This is a genomic window from Bradyrhizobium ganzhouense (assembly GCF_049949285.1).
Lineage (GTDB): Bacteria > Pseudomonadota > Alphaproteobacteria > Rhizobiales > Xanthobacteraceae > Bradyrhizobium > Bradyrhizobium ganzhouense.
On the sequence record NZ_CP181318.1, the window covers coordinates 6,986,591 to 7,009,712 of the forward strand.

Annotated in this window: 19 protein-coding genes and 1 pseudogene; 6 read left to right on the top strand and 14 right to left on the bottom strand. The window is 64.3% G+C overall.

Going from position 1 to position 23,122, the window contains the following annotated elements; all coding sequences use genetic code 11:
- Positions 1-33: 33 nt before the first annotated feature.
- On the top strand, positions 34-279 hold the full coding sequence (locus ACLFLU_RS32445; protein WP_426408784.1) for a GlsB/YeaQ/YmgE family stress response membrane protein: 246 nt from the start codon (positions 34-36) through the stop codon (positions 277-279).
- Positions 280-372: 93 nt separating this feature from the next.
- The gene (locus ACLFLU_RS32450; RefSeq protein WP_426408785.1) at positions 373-1,215 is read left to right on the top strand and encodes an AAA family ATPase; all 843 of its coding nucleotides are present in this window, start codon (positions 373-375) and stop codon (positions 1,213-1,215) included.
- Positions 1,216-1,488: 273 nt separating this feature from the next.
- Here the strand turns inward: ACLFLU_RS32450 and ACLFLU_RS32455 are convergent, their stop codons facing one another.
- The 5 genes from ACLFLU_RS32455 to ACLFLU_RS32475 form a co-directional block, all read right to left on the bottom strand.
- On the bottom strand, positions 1,489-3,135 hold the full coding sequence (locus tag ACLFLU_RS32455) for a GMC family oxidoreductase (RefSeq protein ID WP_426408786.1): 1,647 nt from the start codon (positions 3,133-3,135) through the stop codon (positions 1,489-1,491).
- 16 nt (positions 3,136-3,151) lie between these two features.
- Positions 3,152-3,745, bottom strand: coding sequence for a GNAT family N-acetyltransferase (locus ACLFLU_RS32460; protein WP_426408787.1), 594 nt, complete (start codon positions 3,743-3,745; stop codon positions 3,152-3,154).
- 121 nt (positions 3,746-3,866) lie between these two features.
- The gene (locus ACLFLU_RS32465) at positions 3,867-4,793 is read right to left on the bottom strand and encodes an SMP-30/gluconolactonase/LRE family protein (RefSeq protein WP_426408788.1); all 927 of its coding nucleotides are present in this window, start codon (positions 4,791-4,793) and stop codon (positions 3,867-3,869) included.
- Positions 4,794-4,931: 138 nt separating this feature from the next.
- The gene (locus tag ACLFLU_RS32470) at positions 4,932-5,765 is read right to left on the bottom strand and encodes a GyrI-like domain-containing protein (RefSeq protein ID WP_426408789.1); all 834 of its coding nucleotides are present in this window, start codon (positions 5,763-5,765) and stop codon (positions 4,932-4,934) included.
- Between the two features lie 224 nt (positions 5,766-5,989).
- Positions 5,990-6,337, bottom strand: a complete 348-nt coding sequence (locus tag ACLFLU_RS32475) for a hypothetical protein (RefSeq protein ID WP_426408790.1) — start codon at positions 6,335-6,337, stop codon at positions 5,990-5,992.
- A gap of 183 nt (positions 6,338-6,520) precedes the next feature.
- Here ACLFLU_RS32475 and ACLFLU_RS32480 point away from each other — a divergent pair, with 183 nt between their 5' ends.
- Positions 6,521-6,745, top strand: coding sequence for a hypothetical protein (locus tag ACLFLU_RS32480; protein ID WP_426408791.1), 225 nt, complete (start codon positions 6,521-6,523; stop codon positions 6,743-6,745).
- Between the two features lie 280 nt (positions 6,746-7,025).
- Here ACLFLU_RS32480 and ACLFLU_RS32485 read toward each other — a convergent pair whose 3' ends face one another.
- Positions 7,026-7,682: a glutathione S-transferase family protein gene (locus tag ACLFLU_RS32485; RefSeq protein WP_426408792.1), complete on the bottom strand. Its 657-nt coding sequence runs from the start codon at positions 7,680-7,682 to the stop codon at positions 7,026-7,028.
- Positions 7,683-7,849: 167 nt separating this feature from the next.
- Between ACLFLU_RS32485 and ACLFLU_RS32490 the strand changes: the two genes are divergently transcribed.
- Positions 7,850-9,073, top strand: coding sequence for a polyhydroxyalkanoate depolymerase (locus ACLFLU_RS32490; protein ID WP_426408793.1), 1,224 nt, complete (start codon positions 7,850-7,852; stop codon positions 9,071-9,073).
- 47 nt (positions 9,074-9,120) lie between these two features.
- Here ACLFLU_RS32490 and ACLFLU_RS32495 read toward each other — a convergent pair whose 3' ends face one another.
- From ACLFLU_RS32495 to ACLFLU_RS32530, 8 genes are all read right to left on the bottom strand, one after another.
- Complete coding sequence (locus ACLFLU_RS32495) at positions 9,121-12,450, bottom strand: adenylate/guanylate cyclase domain-containing protein (protein ID WP_426408794.1); 3,330 nt, start codon at positions 12,448-12,450, stop codon at positions 9,121-9,123.
- A 294-nt stretch (positions 12,451-12,744) separates the two neighbouring features.
- Positions 12,745-13,260, bottom strand: coding sequence for a hypothetical protein (locus tag ACLFLU_RS32500; RefSeq protein WP_426408795.1), 516 nt, complete (start codon positions 13,258-13,260; stop codon positions 12,745-12,747).
- Positions 13,261-13,599: 339 nt separating this feature from the next.
- Positions 13,600-15,468: a dipeptide ABC transporter ATP-binding protein gene (locus tag ACLFLU_RS32505; RefSeq protein ID WP_426408796.1), complete on the bottom strand. Its 1,869-nt coding sequence runs from the start codon at positions 15,466-15,468 to the stop codon at positions 13,600-13,602.
- Positions 15,469-15,477: 9 nt separating this feature from the next.
- Positions 15,478-16,404 (bottom strand): 2-hydroxyacid dehydrogenase, encoded by a 927-nt coding sequence (locus ACLFLU_RS32510; RefSeq protein ID WP_426408797.1) that lies wholly within the window; start codon positions 16,402-16,404, stop codon positions 15,478-15,480.
- 7 nt (positions 16,405-16,411) lie between these two features.
- Positions 16,412-17,740 (bottom strand): NAD(P)/FAD-dependent oxidoreductase, encoded by a 1,329-nt coding sequence (locus ACLFLU_RS32515; RefSeq protein WP_426408798.1) that lies wholly within the window; start codon positions 17,738-17,740, stop codon positions 16,412-16,414.
- 40 nt (positions 17,741-17,780) lie between these two features.
- Positions 17,781-18,656 carry an ABC transporter permease gene (locus tag ACLFLU_RS32520; RefSeq protein ID WP_426408799.1) on the bottom strand — a complete coding sequence of 292 codons (876 nt, stop codon included), beginning with the start codon at positions 18,654-18,656 and terminating at the stop codon, positions 17,781-17,783.
- 3 nt (positions 18,657-18,659) lie between these two features.
- On the bottom strand, positions 18,660-19,610 hold the full coding sequence (locus ACLFLU_RS32525; protein ID WP_426408800.1) for an ABC transporter permease: 951 nt from the start codon (positions 19,608-19,610) through the stop codon (positions 18,660-18,662).
- A 27-nt stretch (positions 19,611-19,637) separates the two neighbouring features.
- Positions 19,638-21,329, bottom strand: a complete 1,692-nt coding sequence (locus ACLFLU_RS32530) for a peptide ABC transporter substrate-binding protein (RefSeq protein WP_426408801.1) — start codon at positions 21,327-21,329, stop codon at positions 19,638-19,640.
- Positions 21,330-21,531: 202 nt separating this feature from the next.
- Between ACLFLU_RS32530 and ACLFLU_RS32535 the strand changes: the two genes are divergently transcribed.
- Positions 21,532-22,167, top strand: coding sequence for a cupin domain-containing protein (locus ACLFLU_RS32535; RefSeq protein WP_426408802.1), 636 nt, complete (start codon positions 21,532-21,534; stop codon positions 22,165-22,167).
- Positions 22,168-22,465: 298 nt separating this feature from the next.
- Positions 22,466-23,104 (top strand): annotated as a pseudogene (locus tag ACLFLU_RS32540) (response regulator); the annotation flags it as partial.
- Between the last annotated feature and the right edge of the window lie 18 nt (positions 23,105-23,122).

Below are 23,122 nucleotides of genomic sequence, written 5' to 3' on the forward strand. Positions count from 1 at the left end.
CCGCCTCACAGGGTTGTTTTGGGGACGTTTACAATGGGTATTCTCGCAGCGCTCATCATTGGCGCGATCGCCGGCTGGTTGGCCGGCAAGATTGTCCACGGGGCGGGATTTGGGCTGATCGGCAACATCGTCGTCGGCATCATCGGCGCGCTGGTGGCGGGCTGGGTGCTGCCGCAGCTCGGCATCACACTCGCCACGGGCACGCTGGGCGCCATCATTGACGCCACGGTTGGCGCGGTGATTGTGCTCGTCATCCTTTCGCTGATAAAACGGGTCTGAAAGCCTGACCGAACCAGGAACGGCCGCCATGTGCGGCCGTTCCCATGTCGTGACCTGGGTTACGCCCAGGCCGACGACCAACAAGGACGCGTGATGAAATTTACCGGCACCAAGGACTATGTTGCGACCGACGATCTCAAGGTCGCCGTCAATGCCTCGATCGTGCTGGAGCGCCCGCTGCTGATCAAGGGCGAGCCCGGCACCGGCAAGACGGTGCTGGCGGAGGAAGTGGCGAAGGCGCTCAATGCGCCGCTTTTGACCTGGCACATCAAGTCCACCACCAAGGCACAGCAGGGCCTCTACGAATACGACGCGGTGTCGCGTCTGCGCGACAGCCAGCTCGGTGATAGCAGGGTGTCCGACATCAAGAACTACATCAAGCGCGGCAAGCTGTGGGAGGCCTTCAGCGCCGAACAGCGCCCGGTGCTCCTGATCGACGAGATCGACAAGGCCGACATCGAGTTTCCGAACGATTTGCTGCTCGAACTCGACCGCATGGAATTCCATGTCTACGAGACCGGCGAGACGATCAAGGCCAAGCAGCGCCCGATCATGATGATCACCTCCAACAACGAGAAGGAGCTGCCCGACGCCTTCCTGCGCCGCTGCTTCTTCCACTACATCAAGTTCCCCGACGCCGACACCATGGGCCGCATCGTCGACGTCCATTTCCCCGGCATCAAGAAGCGCCTGGTCGAGGAAGCGCTGCGCATCTTCTTCGAGGTGCGCGAAGTGCCCGGCCTGAAGAAGAAGCCCTCGACGTCGGAGCTGCTCGACTGGCTGAAGCTGCTGCTCAACGAAGACATGAGCGTCGAGCAATTGCGCGAGCGCGACCCGCGAAAACTGATCCCGCCGCTGCACGGCGCGCTGCTCAAGAACGAGCAGGACGTGCATTTGTTTGAGCGGCTAGCGTTTTTGAGCCGCAGGGAAGTTTAAGGGGCGCTGCCATCGGCTCCGTCATCCTGAGGCGCTCCCCGTGAAGCGCAACGCGCTTCACGGGGAGCCTCGAAGGATAAACGGCCCCGATGCAGCCGGGCCGTCGCCCTTCGAGGGCCGCTGAAGAAGCGGCCACCTCAGGGTGACGGTGAGAGATTTGAGCACGCCGTTCCCTCCACCCGTCATTGCGAGCTGCGCTCGCAATGACGAAGCAGGGGGCAACGGACGCGCTTCGCGCAGCCGCTGGCTAACCCGCCGTACGTAGATCGCGCCTCACGCCACCGCCGCCTCCGGAATTCGCGCGGCCTCCATTGGCGCTTTGCCGCGGATCAGGTCCGAGGCGCGGTCGGCGATCATCATCGTGGATGCATTCAAATTTGCCGAGATCATGCGCGGCATGACGGAGGCATCGATCACCCGGAGGCCCTCCAACCCGTGGACGCGCAGCTCGTCGTCGACGACCGCCCAGGTCGAATCCGCCGGGCCCATGCGGCAGGTGCAGCCGGGGTGGAAGGTGGTGGTGCCGCGTTCGGTGGCGGCGGCGAGGAACTCGTCGTCGGTGTTGATGTTCGGGCCCGGGAAATCCTCGTAGGCGTAATAGGGCGACAGCGGCGCGCTCTTCAGCAGGCGCCGTGCGAGCTTCATGCCGCCGACGATGACGCGGCGGTCGAGCTCGGCGTCGAGATAATTGGTCTGGATGACCGGCGGCGCAAACGGATCATTGGAGCGGATGCGGACATAGCCGCGGCTCTCGGGGCGCTGCTGCCAGGAGGCCACCGTCATGCCAGGCTCGTCCTCGAGCTGGCCCTGCACGCCCTCCTTGTAGCTCGCCGGGGTGAAGGTGAGCTGCAGATCGGACGAGTCGGTGCTCTCGCCGGAGTGCCAGAAGCAATAGACCATGGTCGGCGACAGCGAGAGCAGGCCGCGGCGCGTCGTGGCCCATTTCATCGCCTCGATCCACAGCGAGAAACCGCGGCGAAGCTCGTTGATGGTCTTGATATCCTTGACGCGCGCCACCGTGCGCGGCGCGTAATGGTCCTGGAGGCCTTCGCCGACCGGCAGCGCATGACGCACGGCGATACCGTGGGCCTGCAACAAATCCGGCGAGCCGATGCCGGAGAGCTGCAGCAGCTGCGGCGAATTATAGGTGCCACCGGAGAGGATCACTTCCTTGTTGGCGCGCACTTCCACCGGCGTGCCGCCACGACCGCCCTTGGTGTAGCGCACGCCGACGGCGCGCTTGCCCTCGAAGATGATCTCGGTCGCGTGCGCATGTGTATGCACATGCACGTTGGGCCGCTTCATCGCGGGCTTGAGGAACGCGGTCGAGCCGGAGACGCGCAGGCCCTTGTCGATGGTGCGCTGGCAGTAGGAGACGCCCTCCTGCTTCGCGCCATTGTAATCGGGGTTGCGGGGGATGCCGAGCGAGACCGCGCCTTCCATGAAGGCTTCGCAAAGCGGATCGCGCCATTCCATTGTTGTGACGGTGAGGTTGCCGTCGCGCCCGCGAAAAGTGTTGTCACCCTCGCCGACCCGCTTCTCCAGCCGCTTGAAGTAGGGCAGCACGTCGGCATAGCCCCAACCGCGATTGCCCATCTGCGCCCAGGTGTCGAAGTCCATCCGCTGGCCGCGGTTGTAGATGTGGCCGTTGATCGAGGACGAGCCGCCGAGCGTCTTGCCGCGCGGCGCGTAGATGCTGCGTCCGCCGGTGTAGGGCCCGACCTCCTGCTGGTAGGCCCAGTTGATGCTCTTCATGTGGAAGGTTTTGATGAAACCCGCCGGCAGATGGATGTAGGGGTGCCAGTCGTTCGGGCCCGCTTCGAGCACGCAGACGCTGGTGTTGGGATCCTCGCTGAGCCGGCTGGTGAGGACGCAACCGGCGGAGCCCGCGCCGATGATCACATAGTCAAATCTATCCATGGTGTCCCGGCCGCCTCTAGCGCGGCTTATCGTTGAGTTGATATTCGAGATGCGCCTTCACCGTCGGCCATTCGGCCGCGGTGATGCTGTACACGACGGTGTCGCGCAGCGTGCCGTTCGGCGCGACCTGATGGCTGCGCAAAATACCGTCCTGCTTGGCGCCGAGGCGCTCGATGGCGCGGCGGCTCTGGTGGTTGAAGAAATGCGTGCGGAATTCGACCGCGATGCAGTTCAGCGTCTCGAACGCATGGGTGAGCAGCAACAGCTTGCACTGCGTGTTCAGGGGCCCGCGCTGCGCGCTCTTGCCATACCAGGTCGAGCCGATCTCGACGCGGCGGTTGGTGGCATCGATGTTCATGTAGGTGGTCTGGCCGACGATCTTGCCGCCGGCGTCGAACACCGTGAACGGCAGCATCGAACCCGCGGCCTGGAGGCCCAGGCGGCGGTCGATCTCCTTGGCCACGTTCTCCGGCGTCGGGATCGCGGTGTACCAGATCGTGTAGAGCTCGCCGTCCTTCACAGCCTCCACCAGCCCCTCGCGGTGCTCTTTCGACAGCGGCTCGAGACGGGCGTGTTGTCCACGCAGGGTGATGGGATCAGGCCAGGGCATTTGGGACTCTCCTTACGTGTCGTCATTGCGAGGAGCGAAGCGACGAAGCAATCCGGACTGTCACCGCGGACGCATTCCTGGATTGCTTCGCTTCGCTCGCAATGACGGTCACTAGCACCGTTTACTTGTTTAGGAAATTGAGAGGCAAACCGCCGCGCGGCCAGTCCATGGCGACGAGCTCGCCCTTGCCTGACAGCGTGATATAGGCGGTTTTCAGCTCCGGGCCGCCAAAGGCGATGTTGGTGGTGACGCGGTCGCCGGTCGGGACCTGCTCGACCAGGGTGCCATCGGGCGCGATCACCGAGATGCAGCCGGAGACGAGCGTGGCGACGCAGACATTGCCGTTGGCTTCGACCGCAAGCGAGTCGAACATCTGGTAGCCGCCGAGGCCACAGATCGGCTTGCCCCGCTCGCCGCGATAGATCACGTCGCGCGGCTTGAGCGTGCCGGGCTCGGAGAGCTCATAGGCCCAGAGCCGGCCCGTCGGCGTCTCCGCGATGTAGACGGTGTTTTCGTCCGGCGAGAGACCGATGCCATTGGCCGGCAGCACGCCGTGCACGACCTCGACGATCTCCTTCATGCCGGGCTTGAGGTAGTACATGCCGCCGACATCCATCTCGCGCGCGCGACGCTTGCCGAGATCGGAGAACCACAGGCCGCCATGCTTGTCGAATACGAGATCATTCGGCCCGCGCAGATCGTGCTCGCCGCATTTGGTGACGACGGTCTCGATCTTGCCGGATTGCAGATCGACGCGCTGGATCGAGCCGCCGAGATAGTCCTCGGGCTGCGGACCAGGCATGATCATGTTGCGGGTCGGAATCCAGGAGAAGCCGCCGTTGTTGCAGATGTAGATCTTGCCGTCCGGGCCGAGCGCCGCACCATTCGGGCCGCCCGGCACCTTGGCGACGACCTCCTTGCGGCCGTCGGGATAAACGCGGGTCAGGCGCTGGCCGCGGATTTCCACCAGCACCACCGAACCATCAGGCATCACGACCGGCCCTTCTGGAAATTCGAGGTCGGTGGCGAGAACGCGGATGTTGGACATTTGGGGGACCCTCCCGGCTGCTTGTTATGGCTTGCTCGGGATGTCCGGCACGGGCCCCGCTGGCAAGTTTTGCCAGCGGTTATGACAAAGTAGGTCCCCCTTGCCAAGCAAGCGGGATGGTATGCCAGCGTTGCAGCGTTACTCGCGCACCGGCACCCAGATCTCAAAGCCGCCATTGCCGCTCACCGGATCGAACTTCTCGTCATAGCGCTCGAAGTTCGGCGCATCGGCAGCCTTCAGGCCCGAGGCCGGCAGCCATTGATTCCAGATCGTGTTGACGGTGCGCCTGATCGAGGCGACGTGGTCGGTGTGGGTGAACACCGCATAGCGCTGCTCGGGGATGCGGATGCGGCCAAGCCCGCGCGGCAGATCGGAGAAGTCGGCAACCTCAACGCCGGCGATGTAATCGAAATTGCCGGAATCATCGCCGTTGCAGCAGACGCCATAAGCCACATTGCCAATTCGCTCGGAGATGTCAGCGACCTCCTGGTGGAAGCGGTGCCACAAGCCGGGAATGGCTGCACCGTTGTCGCAGGTGATGCGCTCGGCTAGGCCTGCGACGAGGAACGCCTTTGCGGTTTCGAAACGCGGGGCTTTGAGATTGTCGAGCATGGTGGACTCCATGAGGATCGGCTCCTGAAGCTGGAGATCGTTGATGCGCATTGCCGCCCTTACCGCTTCGGGCGTGGTGCCGAACTGGTCACGGAACGCGCGGGTGAATGCTTCGTGCGAGCCGTAATCCGCCTCCAGCGCCAGCGACAGGATGTCCGGCGCGCCCTTCGCGAGGCTGCGCGCCGCCTCACTCAGCCGCCGCGCGCGCACGTAACGCATCACAGGAAGGCCGACCGCTGCGGCAAACGCACGCACCATGTGGAACCGCGACACGCCACCGATCGCAGCGATCTCGTCGAGCGTCATCGGCTCGGCCAGATGGCTTTCGATGTACCAGAGCGCGCGCTGGGCTGGGTTCATGGGTTACGACTCTTGTTCGAAGCATCGCGATGATGCGCCAGCCGTCTCCACTGCGCTTGATCGGCATTGCTCTCGTGCCCCGGATGCAGTGCAACGCGCCGCGCTTCGCGGCGTGGTGCGCTGCCATGCCGGGGCCCATGTCAACGCAGTCACGTGTGGCCCCTGGGTCCCGGCTCAGCGGAGCAGCGTTGCACGCTGCACCGCGTCCGGGACACAGCTGCATTCTATTTCGCATCCTTCGGCGGCGGCGCGTCCTGCTTCTTCTTCAGGTCCTCAGCCTGCTTCGTCTGCGCGGCCTGGAGATCGCCGATGGTCTTCTGGAGGCCTACGAGCGTCACCTTCAGCGCGTCGATCTGACGGTTGGCGGCATCTAACTTCTGCTGATGATCGAGATTGAGCTTGGTGATGGTCTTCTGGAGAAAATCGACGTTGCTCTGGAGACAACTCGTGCGCCGCTCCATGGTCTTCTCGACCGTGCAGATCTCGATGCCGGGCACGTCCTGGGCCAGCACCGGCGTATGCGCGACCAGCGGTAACATGGCGAAACACACGGCAGCGATCCGGCACAGCATTCAGGTTCCTCGTCAAATAAATCACGGCAATGTGCGCCGATTGGGCTCGGCTCCCCGAAGCTACCACACTCGTACCGCATTCTCGCGTTGAGCTTCGGTTGTTCCCTGGGACGGGGAGCAGTGAACCGCGCGCGGAAGAAGTGGGCGCTCTTGCCGCGGCTTTGATTAGGGGAGATTTTTGGTATGGCAACGCGCGATAGACGTCTGGCGGAATTCGATGGCGCCGGAGAACCGCCACCTGGCCTGCCGGTCGAAGTGCTGTGTGAGGACCATAGTGGAACGTATCAACTGCCGTTCGCCTGCCGCTATGTCGAGGGCCGCTGGCAGAACGACGCGGCCGGCGTCCCGGTGGAAGCCACCGTCATCGGCTGGCGCGTGCCGCGCGTGAAGCACACCGGCGTGGCCTGACGGCTTGGTCCTGTCTCAAAATGCAACGGGGCCGCGCTCTACCTTAACGAACGGAACGCGGCCCGAACGAATCACGTCCGAATCAGCCGTTTAGCTCTGTACGCGGCTGTTCACGGCTAGATGTCGACAAGGCGCAGCTGTCGCGCACAATATCTGCGCGACACGACCGCTGCCCCTCGCCAGTTGCCGGCGCCAAACGTTAACGATGGCAAAGACATAGAGGCGGGCGAGGACGCAGGCCGCCGCCGCCCCGGAAACAGGCAGGCCGCACGCCGCCTGCCTAATATTCGACCTCGAGCTCCTCGATCTCGGCCGGCTCTTCCTTCGCCGCCGCGATCCATTCCTTCATCTCGGGCATCGCCATGATGGTGTCGGCATAGGCCTTCAGAAGCGGCTCGAGCTTGACGTCATAGGTGACGAAGCGCGTCACCACGGGCGCGTACATCGCATCCGCCATGGTGCGCGTCTCGCCGAACAGGAACGGCCCGCCCGACTTCGCCAGGCAGTCGCGCCAGATGAACCAGACCCGGTCGATATCGGCCTGCGCGCGCGACCAGATCTTGAAGCCGGGAAAATGCCCCTTCAGATTGACCGGCAGCGAGGCGCGCAGCGTGGTGAAGCCGGAATGGATTTCGCCGCAGATCGAGCGGCAATGCGCGCGCTGGACGCGATCGGCCGGCAACAGGCCAGCGTCCGGCATCACCTCGTTGAGATATTCGGCAATCGCCAGCGTATCCCAGACGGTGGCGCCGTCGTGACGCAGGCAGGGCACCAGGATCGAGGACGACAGCAGCAGGATTTCGGCGCGCGCCGAGGCGTCGTCCGGCGCGGTGACGATCTCCTCGAAATCGAGCCCGGAAAACTTCGTCAGCAGCCAGCCACGCAGCGACCAGGACGAGTAGTTCTTGCTGCTGATGGTCAGTGTCGCCTTCGCCATAGGGCTCTTCCCTCACGCCTTTGATCGCACGCCGCCCGGCCTGGGCGTGCCCGTTACCTGTGCTTCCTGCGAAATGAGCAGCAAGCGACGTGCCAATTTTGAGGGCGGCCCAACGCGCTTCTGGCTCCGATATTGCATGGCAGCATCGGACAGGTGGGCGCTTCAGTATGATGTCGATGTATTATCAGGCTTTTCAGAACCAGATGGACCTGACGGCGCCGTGGCGGGCGGGAGCCTCGTCCGCGCTCAAATTCCTGAACCTGGTGCCGCAAGGCGTGTCCGACCAGGTCGTCGGCCGGCTCTCGGCGGCGCTGGAGCTGATCTCGCGCTCCACTCTCACCTATGACCGCCCGGCCTACGGCATCGACAGCGTGACGGTCGGCGACCGCGAGATCGGCGTGACCGAAGAGGTCGCCTACGCGACGCCGTTCGGCTCGCTGCTGCACTTCAAGAAGGACGGCGTGACCGAGCAGCCGCGCATGCTGCTGGTCGCGCCGATGTCCGGCCATTTCGCCACGCTGCTGCGCGGCACCGTGAAGACGCTGCTGCAGGACCACGACGTCTACATCACCGATTGGCACAACCCGCGCGACATTCCGCGCAGCGAAGGCCGCTTCGGGCTCGACGACTACACCGAGCATCTGATCGACTTCCTCGGACAGTTGGGTCCGCGCCCACATATGGTTGCGATCTGCCAGCCATCCGTGTCGGCGCTCGCGGCAGCCGCGATCATGTGCGAGGGCAACCATCCGTCGCGGCCCGCGACGCTGACGCTGATGGCCGGGCCGATCGACACGCGCATCCAGCCGACCAAGGTCAACGACTTCGCCAAGAGCAAGCCGATCGAATGGTTCGAGCAGAACCTGATCAACTACGTGCCGGTGCAGTGCCGCGGTGCGCTCCGGAAAGTCTATCCCGGCTTCGTGCAGCTTACCGCCTTCGTCTCGATGAATCTCGAGCGTCACATCAAGCAGCACATGGATCTCGCCAACCACATCGCCAAAGGCGAGAAGGAGAAGGCCGCCAGCATCAAGACCTTCTACGACGAATATTTCGCCGTGATGGATTTGCCGGCGGAATTCTACATCGAGACGGTGCGCGACGTGTTCCAGGAGCACCTGCTGCCGCAAGGCAAGCTGATGCATCGCGGCCGTCCCGTGGACACCAAGGCGGTCGGCCGGATGGGGCTGATGACAGTCGAAGGCGAGAAGGACGATATCTGCTCGATCGGCCAGACGCTCGCCGCCCAAGACCTCTGCACCGGCGTGCGCGCCTATCGCCGGGTGCATCACATGCAGGCCGGCGTCGGCCATTACGGCGTGTTCTCCGGCAAGCGCTGGAATAACGAGATCTATCCGCTGCTGCGGGATTTCGTGCACGTCAATTCGTAACCGTCATTCCCTGCAGCCAAGACGGCCCGCGAGGAAACAGCGCGTGCCTAATGCTCTTGCGTGAGCAGCTCTTTCGCTTCCACGAACTCAGGAAGACCACGCTGCGCATCGAATTCAGCGAGCACGGGCGCGAGCACTTCGGATACCGCATCTGCTCGGCCATTTGCCTTGTGCAGGCGGGCAAGTCCAAGGGCACCGCGCAGCTCAAAGGTCTTCGTCTGCTGGTGTCGCGCGATTTCGATCGCTCGCTTGAGGTCGACTTCGGCTCTGGATTCGTCCGAAGATCCATGGCGCGACAAAAGTCTTCCGCGGACACGATGCAGCTCGGCATCAAGCCAATGCTGGCCGGACAGTGCGGTCCGGGCGATCACGTCGTCCAGGATATCCAGCCCCGTTCCGACCTCGCCCACCTCTGCATTCGCCACGGCGACATGCATCCCCCAAAATGGTTCGCAGAGGTAACAATCGTTCTCGCGCAGCAAAGTCCAGCCGTGGCGCATGTCCGCCAGTCCGGCCATGCGGTCGCCGGCACGCCACTTGGCCAGGCCATTCAGGTAGGTGCCCGCGGCCACATACAGCGGCATCGTGTGGTCGCGCGCGAGACCGAGCGCCAGGATCGTCTCCGTTTGCTGCAACATGCCGCCGCATACCCCATCGAACACGGCGCGATGAACCAGCGCATTGGCGCGGGAAAGCGCCCGTGACTCCCCCGGAGCACCCACCGCTTCGGCGGCGAGCTTGCGCGCGCGAGCGGTGATACCGAGCGGCCAGAGCACCAGGGCAAGAAATCTCATGATTACGAACGGCAGATCCAGCGCCGACGCTCTGAACGTCGCGGGATCCGGTTCGGCACCATAGATGGCCAGCGCCTGCTCAAGATGCGTTCGCGCATTCACGTAATCGCCTGCGAACCAGCAGGTAACGCCGCCCGTCCAATGGGCAACGACGGCGGCCACCGGGGAGTCCGGCCGTCGGTCAGCGGCGCTCCTGACGGCGTCCACCAGCTCCTGCATCGGAGCGAGTTCGCCGTGCGTCAGGCAGGCGTTGAAGAGTCCCGAATGAACGGGCGCGAGTTCAACGGGATCATCGATGTCGGCGGCGAACTGGCGCGCACGCGTCCATGCCGCGATCGTTTCGGGGGCGCTGTGCCCGAGGCTGCCCCTGAGTGCGCGGCCATAGGAGATTTGAAGATGCAGCCTCGTCATCATCCGGCGGGGATCATCGGCCAGTTCGTCGGCGGTCGCAACGGCCTTGCCGAGATGCGCGACCGCCTCGGAATAGGCAGAGCGTTTCAGCGCCTGCTGGCCCGCCTTGCGCCACCATCCGAGGGCGACCTCGCTCAGCCCCGCTTCAGTGAAGTGATGCGCGAGGACTTCCGGTTCGGTCTCGGCGATGAGTGGAAACTTCTCACGCAGCACCTCGCCAATTCTCGTGTGAAGCAGCTGCCGTTTGCTCTTGAGCAGACTTTCGTAGGCCGCTTCCTGAACAAGGGCGTGCTTGAAACTATAGTTTGCGTCGGGCGGAGCCCCGCGGCGCAGCAGCAGTTCTGCCTCTTCAAGTTGTTCCAGCGCAGCGCTCAGCGTCAGATCATCGCGTCCCGCCACGCACTTCAGCAGCGCGTATGAGAAGTCGCGGCCGATTGCGGCGCCAATCTGCGCCACTTCCTTGACTGGAGCGAGCCGGTCGAGCCGCGCCATCAGCGAATCCTGCAGCGTGGCGGGGATAGCAAGCGGCGGCAGCGGACTATTCAGGCGATAGCGCCCGGCATCCTCGATGAGCAGGCCGGACTCCAGCACCATCTTGGTCAACTCCTCGACGAATAGCGGGACGCCATCCGTCTTGTCGATGATCTGCTTCATCATCTCGCGTGGCAGCTGGCGACCGACAACCACCTGTTCGACGAGCGCTCGCGTGTCCTGCCGATCCAGCCGGTCGAGCCGCAACAGGCCGACATTGGCAAGGCCCGACCAGGACGGCTCGAACTCCGGCCGGGATGTCATGAGCACGAGTATCGGAAGCGCCCTGATCCGATCGACCGCGAGGTCAAACAGCTCCAGGGTCGTGGCGTCGGCCCAATGCAAATCCTCGCAAATAATCAGCAGAGGCTGATCTCGCGCCAATCCCTCAAGCTGATCGAGAAGGACGGCAAATGTCTGACGCCTTTGCTGCGCCGGGCTCAAGCCAAGGGGCGCGCAATGATCGCCGGTAGGAATCGAAAGCAGAGCCGCAATGAGCGGTGTTGCTCGGGCGACCTGCCGGGTTCCAAGCGCAAGCATTGCCTCGAGCTTGTCGAGCTTTTGTTCTGGCGTGTCGTGCGCGCGGATTCCTGCGGCGCGCTCGAGCTGCGCGACGAACGGATGAAGCGCGCTGTTTGTATGGTAAGGCGAACACTGGTATCGGACCCGACGGTGCGTCCCCAACGAGGGACTTTCGGACAGCGTTGCGACGATGCGCGACTTGCCGATGCCTGCTTCGCCGGAAATCAATACGATCTGGCCCTGGCCCTGCCATGCCTCCCGCTGGCGCGAGAGAATGAATTCGATCTCATCCTTGCGGCCGACAAAGCCGATCGATCGCGCGGCACGGACCGCCTCGAAGCGGCTCTCGGATGCGGTCGCTCCTTCCACCGCCCACACCGCGATGGGCTCGCCTATCCCCTTGACTTCGCGGCGGCCGAGATTGCGAAAGGTGAAGAGATCCCCAAGCAGCCGGCGGGTCGATGACGCAACGACGACCACCCCCGGCTCGGCAAGGCTCTGAAGCCGAGCAGCGAGGTTTGGCGTATCGCCGATGGTCGCGTTCTCCTCTGACGCATCTCCACTGATGAGATCGCCGACCACCACAAGCCCGGTCGCAATTGCGATCCGCAGCTCAACCCGTTCGCCGGCGCCTGTTTCGAGCTGGCGAATTGCGGAGATAATGTCGAGGCCGGTGCGCACTGCGCGCTCCGCGTCGTCTTCATGGGCTCGCGGATAGCCGAAATAGACCAGTATTCCATCACCGACGAACCTGACTATCCTGCCGTCATAAGCGGCAACGACGCGCGCGCATGCGGCGCGGTAGGTCCGGATCACTTCCCACATATCCTCGGGATCGAGACGCGCCGAGAGCGCAGTCGAGCCGACCAGATCGCAGAACATGATGGTGAGATGGCGCCGCTCGGCGTCATGAGCAGGAGCCGGCGATGCGATCAATGCGGCCGGATCGAGGTCGGCAATGGCACGCAGCATTTTGCGGCGATGACCGAGCAGGACTCCGAGCTTGTCAAAGTCCTCATCCATCAGCTCGGGGAGGACGCCAACGTCGATCCCATTTTGGGCAAAACGCTCTGCGTATTGCCCAAGCCCCAGCTTCTCGAGCCACTCCGCAATCTGCATGGCTCACCCATCTTATGGCTGGCGATTAGCAGACTCTTGGACCACGGCCGCGCCGAAACAATATCCCAACGCCACCGTGATGGCACGTCTTTGCTTTCCGAAAATTAGGTTACTCGTTACCGATGACGCTTCGGTCGGGACACGACCCGATGCGAACGGCTGTGCTACCAAACATCGCAGGCACGCAGCGTTGGATGGCAGAGGTTGCGATGAGTCGTGACGTCTCACTCCAGATCTGAAGCCGGCCGACACTGCGCCTTGTGCTCACATACAATGCCAAGGAGACGTTGTCCTTCATTGCTCGTTCATCGGCGCTTCGTGGCTGCGAGCCATCGTGCCCGCCGCAACCTGAAGCGAAGAACCAACCGCCCAGCAGCCGGCAACAAAGCCTGTCAGGGCGTTGGATAGATTTTGATCAAGGACGAGAATGCTGACGGAAAGAGTTGCGGCTATGGCCGCGCCGAACGTTCCGGCCGCACTCATGATTTCAGCCGGCTCGGAACCGTTCCATTCTTCCGAGATGCTCGACTTCGGCCGCCGTGCGACGTTGCCGGACAGGTCAATTCCAACATAATAGCTGAGAGCGCCGTACAGCATCGTTATCAGCACGATCCAGCCGCTTTCAAACAGTCCGTCTTTCTGACGCAACAGGGTCGCCCCCACATAGAGGCCGCAAGAGGCTCCTACGGCCGCCAGCCCGATTCTTTCAAGAATGTGGGCCGACTTGATCAGACTGGAACGGGCGATCCGAAGACCACCCACGTAGCGTGTGAGGGAAAATGCGCTGGAAATTGTGCTGCTTATCTTCATGGGGGGCTCCTTCTGAGTAATTGGCAGCCTATTTGGCCTACCCCGAATAGAATCTGCCGGGACGCGGTTCTCGATGCCCTGGATTCCAGTTTCAGAAAGATCTGTGCTGAGTGATGGGGCTGACTTGCTCGCCAAGGCGAGAGCCAAGCCAAAGCTGCGAGCACGCGGCTGCGCAGACATTGCAACTCACCCGTGTCTGTCAGCGAGCGCCGGGTGCGGCAATTTCTTGCGGGAGTGGTAGTTCAAAACGTGACGGATGCACTATGAAGCGGTTCACAGACCGCTGTTCTCCGTCGCTCCATCCGGTCACAATCTCCGGAGGACGTGCGAAGCTCGCAGTCAGACCGACCACTCCTCGCCCCATACCTGCACGACGTGGCCGGGCGAGACTTCGCGATATTGCCGCGCAGGCGGCTGATAGTCGGGCGCGCGCACCGGGCTTCTGATTTCGTCGTTGGCGACCTCGCGCCTGGTGCCGCGGCGCGCGGGATCGGGCACGGGAACGGCGGCCATCAGCTTCTTGGTGTAGGGATGCTGCGGGTTGCCGAACACAGCAGCGCGCGGGCCGATCTCGACGATCTCGCCGAGATACATCACCGCGACGCGATGGCTCATCCGCTCGACCACCGCGATGTCGTGGGAAATGAAGAGATAGGCGAGCCCCATGCTGGCCTGGAGGTCGAGCATCAGATTGACAACCTGCGCCTTGACCGAAACGTCGAGCGCGGAGACCGCTTCGTCCGCGACGATCAGCTTCGGTCCGAGCGCGAGCGCGCGCGCGATGCAGATGCGCTGGCGCTGGCCGCCGGAGAATTCGTGCGGAAAGCGCGTGGCCATGTCGGCGGTGAGGCCGACGCGCACGAGGAGATCGGCGACCTTCTCGCGCGCCTGTGATGCTGTCGCAAGGCCATTGGCCAGCAGCGGGGCTGCGATCGCCGTTCCCACTGACATGCGCGGATTGAGGCTCGCGAACGGATCCTGAAACACGATCTGCATGTGCTTGCGGAAATCGCGCAGAGTGCGGCCATTCATGGCGAGCACGTCCTGACCGTCGATCAGGACCGTGCCGGCGTCGGGCTCGATCAGCTTGAGGATCGAGCGGCCCGTGGTCGACTTGCCGCAGCCGGATTCGCCGACCAGCGCCAGCGTCTCGCCGGCGCGCAAGGTGAAGGAGATGTTCTCGACCGCGTGGACGCGGCCCGAGACCTTGCCGAACAGGCCCGAGCGGATCGGAAAGCGCGTGGTGAGATTTGACACCTCAAGCAGCGGACGCTCCGCGCTCGACACCGTGTCGGGCGTCTCCGCCGGCTCGTCCGAGGTGCCCGTCACCTTGTCGACGATCGGAAAGCGCATCGGCCGCGTCCGGCCGTCCATCGAGCCGAGCCGCGGCACGGCCGCGAGCAGTGCGCGCGTATAGGGATGCGAGGGAACGGCGAAGATGCGCGACGTCGTGTCGGTCTCCACCGCCTGCCCGCCATACATCACCACGGTACGATCGGCGATCTCGGCGACTACGCCCATGTCGTGGGTGATGAAGAGGATCGACATCCCCTCCTCCTGCTGAAGTTCCTTCAGCAGCTCCAGGATCTGCGCCTGGATTGTGACATCGAGCGCCGTGGTCGGCTCGTCTGCGATCAGAAGCTTCGGTTTGCAGGCCAGCGCCATCGCGATCATCACGCGCTGGCGCATGCCGCCGGAGAAACGATGCGGATGCTCGTGGAAGCGCGATTTCGCTGCAGGGATACGGACACGATCGAGCAGACGGATGGTCTCGGCTTCCGCCGCGGCACGCGACAGGCCGCGATGCTGGATCAGCGCTTCCGCGATCTGGAAGCCGATGGTGAGCACCGGATTGAGGCTCGTCATCGGCTCCTGGAAGATCATCGCGACATCGTTGCCGCGGATGTCCTTCATGCTCGCTTCGGGCAGCGTCAGCAGATCGCGGCCGGAAAGCATGATGCGGCCCTCGCTGCGGCCGCTCTCCCCGGGAATGAGCCGCATGATCGAGAGCGCGGTGACGCTCTTGCCCGAACCGGACTCGCCGACGATCGCGACGGTTTCGCGGGGCGCGATCTCGAACAAGACGTTGCGAACGACCGGGATCCATTGCCGCTCGCGCAGGAAGGACGTGGTGAGGCCCGCAACCGACAGCACGGGCGCCGTTGCTGCGGCAATCGCGTGATCGGATTTGGCTGCGCCGCTGCTCATATGATTGCCCTAGTAGCCACGCGCACGGTCGACAAGCCCCGGCAACTCTTCGCCGCGGCGATGACGTGCGATGACGTCGAGCACGAAATCGACGGCCGTGTCCGGGCTCGTCATGCTGGCATTGTGCGGCGTCAGCAGGATGCGCGGATGGCTCCAGAACGGATGGCCCGCGGGCAGCGGCTCGGGATCGGTGACGTCGAGCACCGCACCCGACAGCGCGCCGCTGTCTAGCGCCGCGAGGAAATCGGCCTCAATGAGATGCGGGCCACGCCCGACATTGACAAGTCCCGCCCCGCGCGGCAGGCGCGCGAACAAATCGGCGTTGAGGATGCCGCGGGTCTCGTCTGTCAGCGGCAGCAGGCAGACGAGAATGTCGGACTGCGCCAGAAATTCCGGCAATGCGCTCGCGCCCGCATAACAGGTGACGCCCTCGATCTCGCGCCGCGAACGATTCCACCCTGCAAGCGGAAAGCCGAACGCCCCAAGGCGTTCGAGCACGGCTTGGCCGAGCTGGCCGAGCCCCATCACGCCGACACGACGACGTTTGGCCGGCGTGATCCGGATCTCGCGCCAGACCTGCTCCTTCTGCTGATTGATGAAATGCAGGAGATCACGATGCAGGCCGAGCACGGCCATGGTGACATACTCCACCATGGTCTCGGCGATGCCGGGCTCCAGCATGCGGACCAGTGGAATGTGCGCCGGTACTTTCGTTGTGTCGAACTGATCGACACCGGCGCCGACCGAGAAGACCAGCTCGAGCTTGGGAAACGTCGCCGCGATATCGTCCGGCGGCACCCACGCTACCAGATAGCGAACATCCGCGGGATCACCGATGTCGGGCCAGAGCCGGAACGGCACGTCAGGCGCGCGCTCGGCAAAGAAGGTCGCCCACTCCGCGCCGCGCACCATGTTGGCCTTGTAGAGAACCGTCATGCCGCCCTCAGAACGGGCTGACCGGCGCGAGCCGCCGGCCGTCGATCATGCGCTTGTGGCTGTAGGCGACGGGATCGACCAGCGGCGTCGCGCCGGTTACGATGTCGGCGGCGAGCTTACCGGCCGCAGGACCGATGCCGAAACCATGGCCGGAAAAGCCGGTCGCGAGGAAGAAGCCGGGTAGCGCGTCGACCGGCGAGATCACGGGGATCGTGTCCGGCGTGCAGTCGATGGTACCGCCCCAGGCCTCCGCGATCTCGATATCCTTCAGTTCAGGATTCGCCTTGATCAGCGAGGCCAGCGCAGCAGTGACCAGCGACATGTCGGGCTCGGGATCGCGCACGCGCTCGGTCTCGAACGGCGACGGCTTGTCAAGGCTCCAGCTGGTGCCGCGCATGATCTGGTCGAAGAACGACTTGCCGAACGACATCTTCAGGCCGTTCCGGCGATGCAGATAGGTCGGCCAGAAGGTGCGCGCATAGCGGAACAAATCCGGCGACAGCTCCACCGTGCCGCGGTTGCGCAGCGCCAGCGTAAAACCGCCGTCGAGGCGGCGGCGGATGCAGTAGAGATCGGTGCCGAGCGCGCCGGAGGTGATCTCGGGCGCCGGCGTGGTCCGGCATGCCGTGGCGTTGACGAGGCCGATCGGCAGCTCGATGCCATGGCGGCGGCAGAACAGCGACGACCACGCGCCACCCGACAGCAGCACGGCTTGCGTGCGGATGGTACCCTTCTCGGTGACCACGGCGCTGACGCGTCCGCCCGTCGTCTCCAATCCACGCGCGGCGCAGCCCTGGTGAATGGTGACGCCATGCTTTCGCGCAGCTGTGGCCAGCGCCGGCACGGCCATCGACGGCTCGGCGCGTCCATCGCTCGGCGTGTGCAGGCCGCCGACCCATTTGTCGGTATTGCCCGGCATGCGCTCGGCGACCTCGGCCGGGGTCAGCACAGTCGAGTGAACCTGCATCTCGCGCGCGACCGCCGCCCAGCGCTCCCAGCTCGCGAGCTCGTCCTTGCTCTTGGTCAGGAACAGCACGCCGGTGCGGCGGAAGCCGGCATCGACGCCGGCGTCGTTCTGCATATCCTCCCACAGATGCAGCGCTTCGCGGGCCAGCGGAATTTCCTCACGCGCGCGGCCCTGCTGGCGGCACCAGCCCCAATTGCGGCTCGACTGCTCGCCGCCGACATGGCCCTTCTCGACCAGCGCGACGGACAGGCCCTTCTTCGCGAGATGATAGGCCGCGGAAACGCCGATGACGCCGCCGCCGATGACGACGACGTCCACCTGCGCCGGCAGGCGTTCGTCGCTGTTTATACGGTTGAGCGGCGGGGACATGGTGCACTCCTGGAGGTCAGTTCGGTCGAGGTCTGGCTCGTCATGGGATGTTCATTCGCGGATCGAGCGCGTCGCGCAGGCCGTCACCGAGGAAGTTGAAGCTCGTCACGGCCAGCGTGATGGCGACGCCCGGCGCGATCGCGAGCCACGGCGCGCTGGTGAGATAGATCTGAGCGTTGTTGAGCATGTTGCCGAGGCTCGCGGCCGGCGGCTGGATGCCGTAGCCGAGATAGCTGAGATAGGATTCCAGCAGGATGGCCTTCGCGACGTTGAGCGTCGCTGCAACCATGATCGGCGCGACCGCATTGGGCACGAGCTCGCGGAACATGATCCGCAGGTTCGACGAGCCGAAGGCGAGCGCGGCAACTGCGAACTCGCGTTCCCGCAGTGATCGCACCTGGGCCTCGACGACCCGCGCCACCCACATCCAGGCGGTCGCCGCGATCAACACGGTGGTGGTGACGAGGCCGGGCTCGGTGAGCGCCGCCAGCGCCAGCAGCAGGAAGATGGTCGGAAAGCACAGCACGGCGTCGACGAGCCGCATCAGCACGGCGCCGACCACACCGCCATAGAAGCCGGCGAAGGCGCCGACGACGATGCCGACCACCATCGCCATCACCATCGCGACGATGCCGATCGACAGTGAGACACGCGCGCCCATCATCAGCCGCGCCAGCACGTCGCGCCCGAGCTCGTCGGTGCCGAGGACGTGCGCGCCGGAGAACGGCGGCGCGAACCGCTTCATGATGTCGATATAGGTGTCGTCGAACGGCAGCAGATATGGCCCGAGCGCCGAGCCGAGGACGAGGACCACGATGATCACCGCACCCGCAAGCGCCAGCCGGTGCCGGCAGAAGCGCCGCCACGCGGCCTGGCCGGGGGCGGGTTGAGCGGTGGAGAGAGCAGCAGTCGCCATCGCCTAGCCCACCCGGATGCGCGGATCGACGACCGCATAGAGGATGTCGGCAATCAGCGAGCCGATCAGCACCATGGTCGCCGAAAACATCAGGATGCCCATCACCACCGGGTAGTCGCGATAGCCGATGGAATCCAGGAACAGCCGGCCCATGCCGGGCCAGGTGAACACGGTCTCCGCCACCAGCGCGCCGCCGAGAAGTGTCGGAAACTGAAGGCCGGCGACCGTGATCATCGGCAACAGCGCATTGCGCAGGGCGTGCACCGTGAGGATGCGCCATTCCGGCATGCCCTTGGCGCGCGCGGTGCGGATGTAATCCTGGTTGATCACCTCGAGCATCGAGGAGCGCATGAAGCGGCCCCACATCGCGGTCTCGACCAGCGCCAGCACCATCGCCGGCGCAATCAAGTGATGCGCCAGATCGAGGAAGGAGCCGTCGCCGACGGTCTCGCGGTTGCCGGCCGGCAGCCAGCCGAGCGTCACCGAGAACACGTAGATAGTGACGAGGCCGAACCAGAAAGTCGGGATCGACAGCGCGATCATGGCGCCGACGGTGGCGAGCGAATCGAACAGCGAATATCGCCGGAGCGCGCCGAGTATGCCGATCCAGCAGCCGAGCAGCACCGCAACTATGGTCGCTGTCGTCATCAGCTCTAGCGTGGCGCCGAGATGCGAGGAGATCACCGACAGCACCGCCTCGCCGTCGCGATAGGACTTGCCCCAGTCGCCCCTGAGCATACGGCCGAGCCAGTCGAGATACTGGATCGGCAGCGGGCGATCGAGGCCGAGCTGCTTGGTGACGCGGTCGAGATCCTCCTGCGTCATCTGTGCGGAGGCCGCGAATTGCGAGAGCGGACCGCCGGGCGCCAGATGCAGGAGGGCGAAGCCGATCGCAGAGACGATCACCAGCAGCATGACCGCCTGCGCCAGGCGATTGGCGACGTAGCGAGCCATCTCAGGCGATCCAGCCAGCCTGAGGCATCAGGCCCAGTACCATTCGCGGATATTCCAGCAATTGCTCGAGGTGTTGATGTTGGGGCGGAAGCCTTGCAGCCCCTCCTTCACGCCCTCGGCAATAAAACCCTGGAACAGCGGCAGGATCGCGAGGTCGTTGCGGATCAGCTTTTGCAGATCGCCATAGGTGGTCTTGCGCTGCGCAAGATCGAATTGCTTTGCGCCTTGCGCGAGCAGCCGATCGGCCTCCGCGCTCTGGTACTGATAGGTGTTGTAGCCGCGGCCACCCTTGGCGGGGATCGCGCCGGAGCCGAACCGCGGCGTCACATCGGGATCGCTGCCCAGCATGAAGTTCACGCCAACGATCACCGAGTTGAATTTCGACTGCTGCCAGAAATCGCCCCAGATCACGGCGGCCGGCATGTTGTTGACGCGCATCGTCGCACCGATCGCACGCCAGTCCTGGATCAGGAGTTGCTGGGTCTGCTCGCGCACTGCGTTGCCTGACGTGGTCGAATTGGTGAATTCGAGCTTGACGCCACCCTTTTCGCGCACGCCGCCGGAGCCGCGCACCCAGCCGGCCGCATCGAGCAGCGCGTTGGCTTTGGTCGGATCATATTTGTGCTGCGGCAGTCCCTGCTGGAACGACCACGCCTGCTGCGGCACGAAGCTTTCGGTCGGCGTCGGCAGGCCATAGTTGAGCGCATCGATGATCGCCTGCTTGTTGATGGCGAGATAGAGCGCCTCGCGCACCGTGCGGTCGGCGAAGGGGCCGAATTCCAGGTTCGGCGCGATGTGCTCCACCGAGGGCATCGCCGATACGAAGATCTTGCGCGCCTTCAGCGTCTTCGCCTCCTGCACGAAGTTCGGCAAAATGCCCTGCAGGCCGGTGTAGTCGACCTGCCCGGTGCGGAACTGGGTGTAGAGGACGGTGAGATCAGGGATGTACTTGAAGACCACGCGTTCGACGTAAGGTCCCTTGCCGTGATAGCCGGCATAGGCATTCAACTGAATGTGGTCGCCGGGCACGCGCTCGCCCCAGCGGAATGGTCCGGTGCCGACCGGTGCGTTGTGGAACGGCGACGAATTCGGGTCCGACACCTTCTCAAGGATGTGCTTCGGCACGATGAAAGTGAGCGACAGGATCGACATGTAGGGCGAATAGGGAGCGTCCATTCGCCAGTGGATCTCGTCGGGCGCGACGACCGTGATGTCTTTGACCAGGCTGTGGCCGACGCGGTTGCGCACACGGAAATCGGGATTGTTGATCAGATCCAGCGAGAACTTGACGTCCTCGGCCGTGAAAGCCGTGCCGTCGTGCCATTTCACGTCGCTGCGCAGCTTGATCTTCCAGGTCAGCCCGTCGGCCGACAGGCCGCCATTCTCGACCGTCGGCACTTCACGCGCGAGGTCGGGCACGAACTTGCCGTCGGGATCGATGAACCAGAGCGGCGAGAACACCTGCCACCAGACGCCCTGGTCGACTTCGATGCCGGGCATCAAGGGATGAAAGACGGTCGGCTCCTGCGACAGCGCCGCGATCACCTGCCCGCGCGGCTTGTCCGGCGGATTGCTCGGACGTTCGGTCTGCGCAAAGGCGCCACCTGAAAGCGTCCATCCCGCCGCAGCGCCTGCGCCGAGCTGGAAGAATTGTCGGCGATTTGGAATGCCGAGATGATGCAGTCCGCCAACGCCGAACTTGCCGGTGCTGTCTGCCATGACCTGTCTCCGTTCCCGCACGCGGCACCTCTCCCGCGCCCCCAGACCCCGGCAAAGGGACAGGAGTGGGCTTTAGTGCTTCTAAACTTTTCGATCAAAAGTTCATCATGACTAAATACAGCTGTCAATCGGATTGCTAGGATGCGCGACCTTTTCGCACCGCCGGCCATTCCGGCGGTGAGGTCATGCACGGGAGAGCGACATGGATGGTCGCGGCAATACAAACGGTCCGAAGGACGCTCCGACGACCGAGACCGATGATGCGGTCGACCAGCGGCTCGGCGAGACCGTGCGGCTGCTGCGCCAGCGCGCCGGTCTCTCGATCCAGGACGTCGCCAACAAGACCGGCCTCTCCAACGGTATGATCAGCCAGCTCGAACGGGCGCGCGCCATGCCGTCGATCCGCACGCTGCGCCTGCTCAGCATCGCGCTCGACGTCCCCATCTCCTACTTCTTCGAGACCAGCGATCCCGCCGCCGACGTGCAGCGCTACATCGTGCGCAAGAACAACCGGCGCCTGCTGCGGCTCACCGCCAGCGGCGTCGTCAAGGAAGCGCTGACGCCGGAAGGCAAGGGCCAGCTCGAACTCTACGAGCTCACGCTCAATCCCGGCGCCTCGTCGGGCACCGACTTCCTGCAGCACACCGGCGAGAAGGCCGGCTACATCCTCTCCGGCAGCCTGCGGCTGTGGCTCGACAACCAGGCCCATGTGCTCGAGGCCGGCGACAGCTTTCGTTTTCCGAGCATCGTGCCGCACATGTTCGACAATCCGACCCAACAGGCGGCGCGTGTGATCTGGGTCACGACGCTGCGCCAGACCGATTCGCCGGCAGGTTGATCCAAAGAAGCGCCTCGCCCCGATACTGCCGGAAATTGCCCTCGACGCCGCCGCAGGGAGTCTGTAGCTCACATGGAGCCGGACTCATTTGACAAAGCGGACTTTGGGGGTCCGCGACTGACGTCGCTGGTGTGAGACCATGAAACTCAGGGGGCATCTGACACTCGCGATGGTCGCGCAGCTCGTCGTGACCGCCGCAGCTCTCCTCGTCTCGTATGCCGTGACCGGACCCGGGTTCGGCGTTGCGGAGATCATTGCCCTGCTCGCAAGCGGCGCCGTCGCGGTGCTGATCGCGCGGCTCGGTCTCAGCATGGTGTTCGGCTTCGTCAAGCAGTCGGGCGGCGGCATCAAGGTCAGATCGGAAGAAGGAAGCGGCACGACATTCACGATCTACCTGCCGAAGGCCGAGACCAGCGTGCTTCGCCCGACCGGCTATGACGAGCGCAAGATCGTGGGCGGGACGGAAACCATCCTTTGCGTCGAGGACGACCGCGATGTCCGTCGCTACGTCACCGTCCAGCTCGAAAGCCTCGGCTACAAGGTCATCCCCGCCGCCAACGCGAGCGACGCGCTCGCCATCGCGGCCCAGGGCACGCCCTTCGATCTGCTCTTCACCGACATCGTGATGGCCGGCGCCTTGAATGGACGGGAGCTCGCCGACGAGATGGTGGCTGCGCGGCCCTCCTTACGGGTGCTGTTCACGTCGGGCTATGCCCACGACGCCCCGCATGGGCTGGGACAGGCCACCATGAGTGCGCCACGTCTGACAAAACCCTACCGCAAGGCCGAGCTCGCACGCATGCTGCGCCGCTCGCTCGACACCGCGGTCGATGCCGCCGGCGATCCGATCCCGACGCCCTATTCGGTGCAGGCCGAGGTCGAGCGCTTCTTGCGCAAGCAGGAGACCGACGACGGCTCGACGCGATCGCGAAAATGACCTTTTCCGGCGCCTGTC

Bases quoted from the DNA above. Each gene is read 5' to 3' on its own strand.
- ACLFLU_RS32445 (WP_426408784.1), top strand. From the start codon at position 34: ATGGGTATTCTCGCAGCGCTCATCATTGGCGCGATCGCCGGCTGGTTG.
- ACLFLU_RS32450 (WP_426408785.1), top strand. From the start codon at position 373: ATGAAATTTACCGGCACCAAGGACTATGTTGCGACCGACGATCTCAAG.
- ACLFLU_RS32455 (WP_426408786.1), bottom strand. From the start codon at position 3,135: ATGGATAGATTTGACTATGTGATCATCGGCGCGGGCTCCGCCGGTTGC.
- ACLFLU_RS32460 (WP_426408787.1), bottom strand. From the start codon at position 3,745: ATGCCCTGGCCTGATCCCATCACCCTGCGTGGACAACACGCCCGTCTC.
- ACLFLU_RS32465 (WP_426408788.1), bottom strand. From the start codon at position 4,793: ATGTCCAACATCCGCGTTCTCGCCACCGACCTCGAATTTCCAGAAGGG.
- ACLFLU_RS32470 (WP_426408789.1), bottom strand. From the start codon at position 5,765: ATGAACCCAGCCCAGCGCGCGCTCTGGTACATCGAAAGCCATCTGGCC.
- ACLFLU_RS32475 (WP_426408790.1), bottom strand. From the start codon at position 6,337: ATGCTGTGCCGGATCGCTGCCGTGTGTTTCGCCATGTTACCGCTGGTC.
- ACLFLU_RS32480 (WP_426408791.1), top strand. From the start codon at position 6,521: ATGGCAACGCGCGATAGACGTCTGGCGGAATTCGATGGCGCCGGAGAA.
- ACLFLU_RS32485 (WP_426408792.1), bottom strand. From the start codon at position 7,682: ATGGCGAAGGCGACACTGACCATCAGCAGCAAGAACTACTCGTCCTGG.
- ACLFLU_RS32490 (WP_426408793.1), top strand. From the start codon at position 7,850: ATGATGTCGATGTATTATCAGGCTTTTCAGAACCAGATGGACCTGACG.
- ACLFLU_RS32495 (WP_426408794.1), bottom strand. From the start codon at position 12,450: ATGCAGATTGCGGAGTGGCTCGAGAAGCTGGGGCTTGGGCAATACGCA.
- ACLFLU_RS32500 (WP_426408795.1), bottom strand. From the start codon at position 13,260: ATGAAGATAAGCAGCACAATTTCCAGCGCATTTTCCCTCACACGCTAC.
- ACLFLU_RS32505 (WP_426408796.1), bottom strand. From the start codon at position 15,468: ATGAGCAGCGGCGCAGCCAAATCCGATCACGCGATTGCCGCAGCAACG.
- ACLFLU_RS32510 (WP_426408797.1), bottom strand. From the start codon at position 16,404: ATGACGGTTCTCTACAAGGCCAACATGGTGCGCGGCGCGGAGTGGGCG.
- ACLFLU_RS32515 (WP_426408798.1), bottom strand. From the start codon at position 17,740: ATGTCCCCGCCGCTCAACCGTATAAACAGCGACGAACGCCTGCCGGCG.
- ACLFLU_RS32520 (WP_426408799.1), bottom strand. From the start codon at position 18,656: ATGGCGACTGCTGCTCTCTCCACCGCTCAACCCGCCCCCGGCCAGGCC.
- ACLFLU_RS32525 (WP_426408800.1), bottom strand. From the start codon at position 19,610: ATGGCTCGCTACGTCGCCAATCGCCTGGCGCAGGCGGTCATGCTGCTG.
- ACLFLU_RS32530 (WP_426408801.1), bottom strand. From the start codon at position 21,329: ATGGCAGACAGCACCGGCAAGTTCGGCGTTGGCGGACTGCATCATCTC.
- ACLFLU_RS32535 (WP_426408802.1), top strand. From the start codon at position 21,532: ATGGATGGTCGCGGCAATACAAACGGTCCGAAGGACGCTCCGACGACC.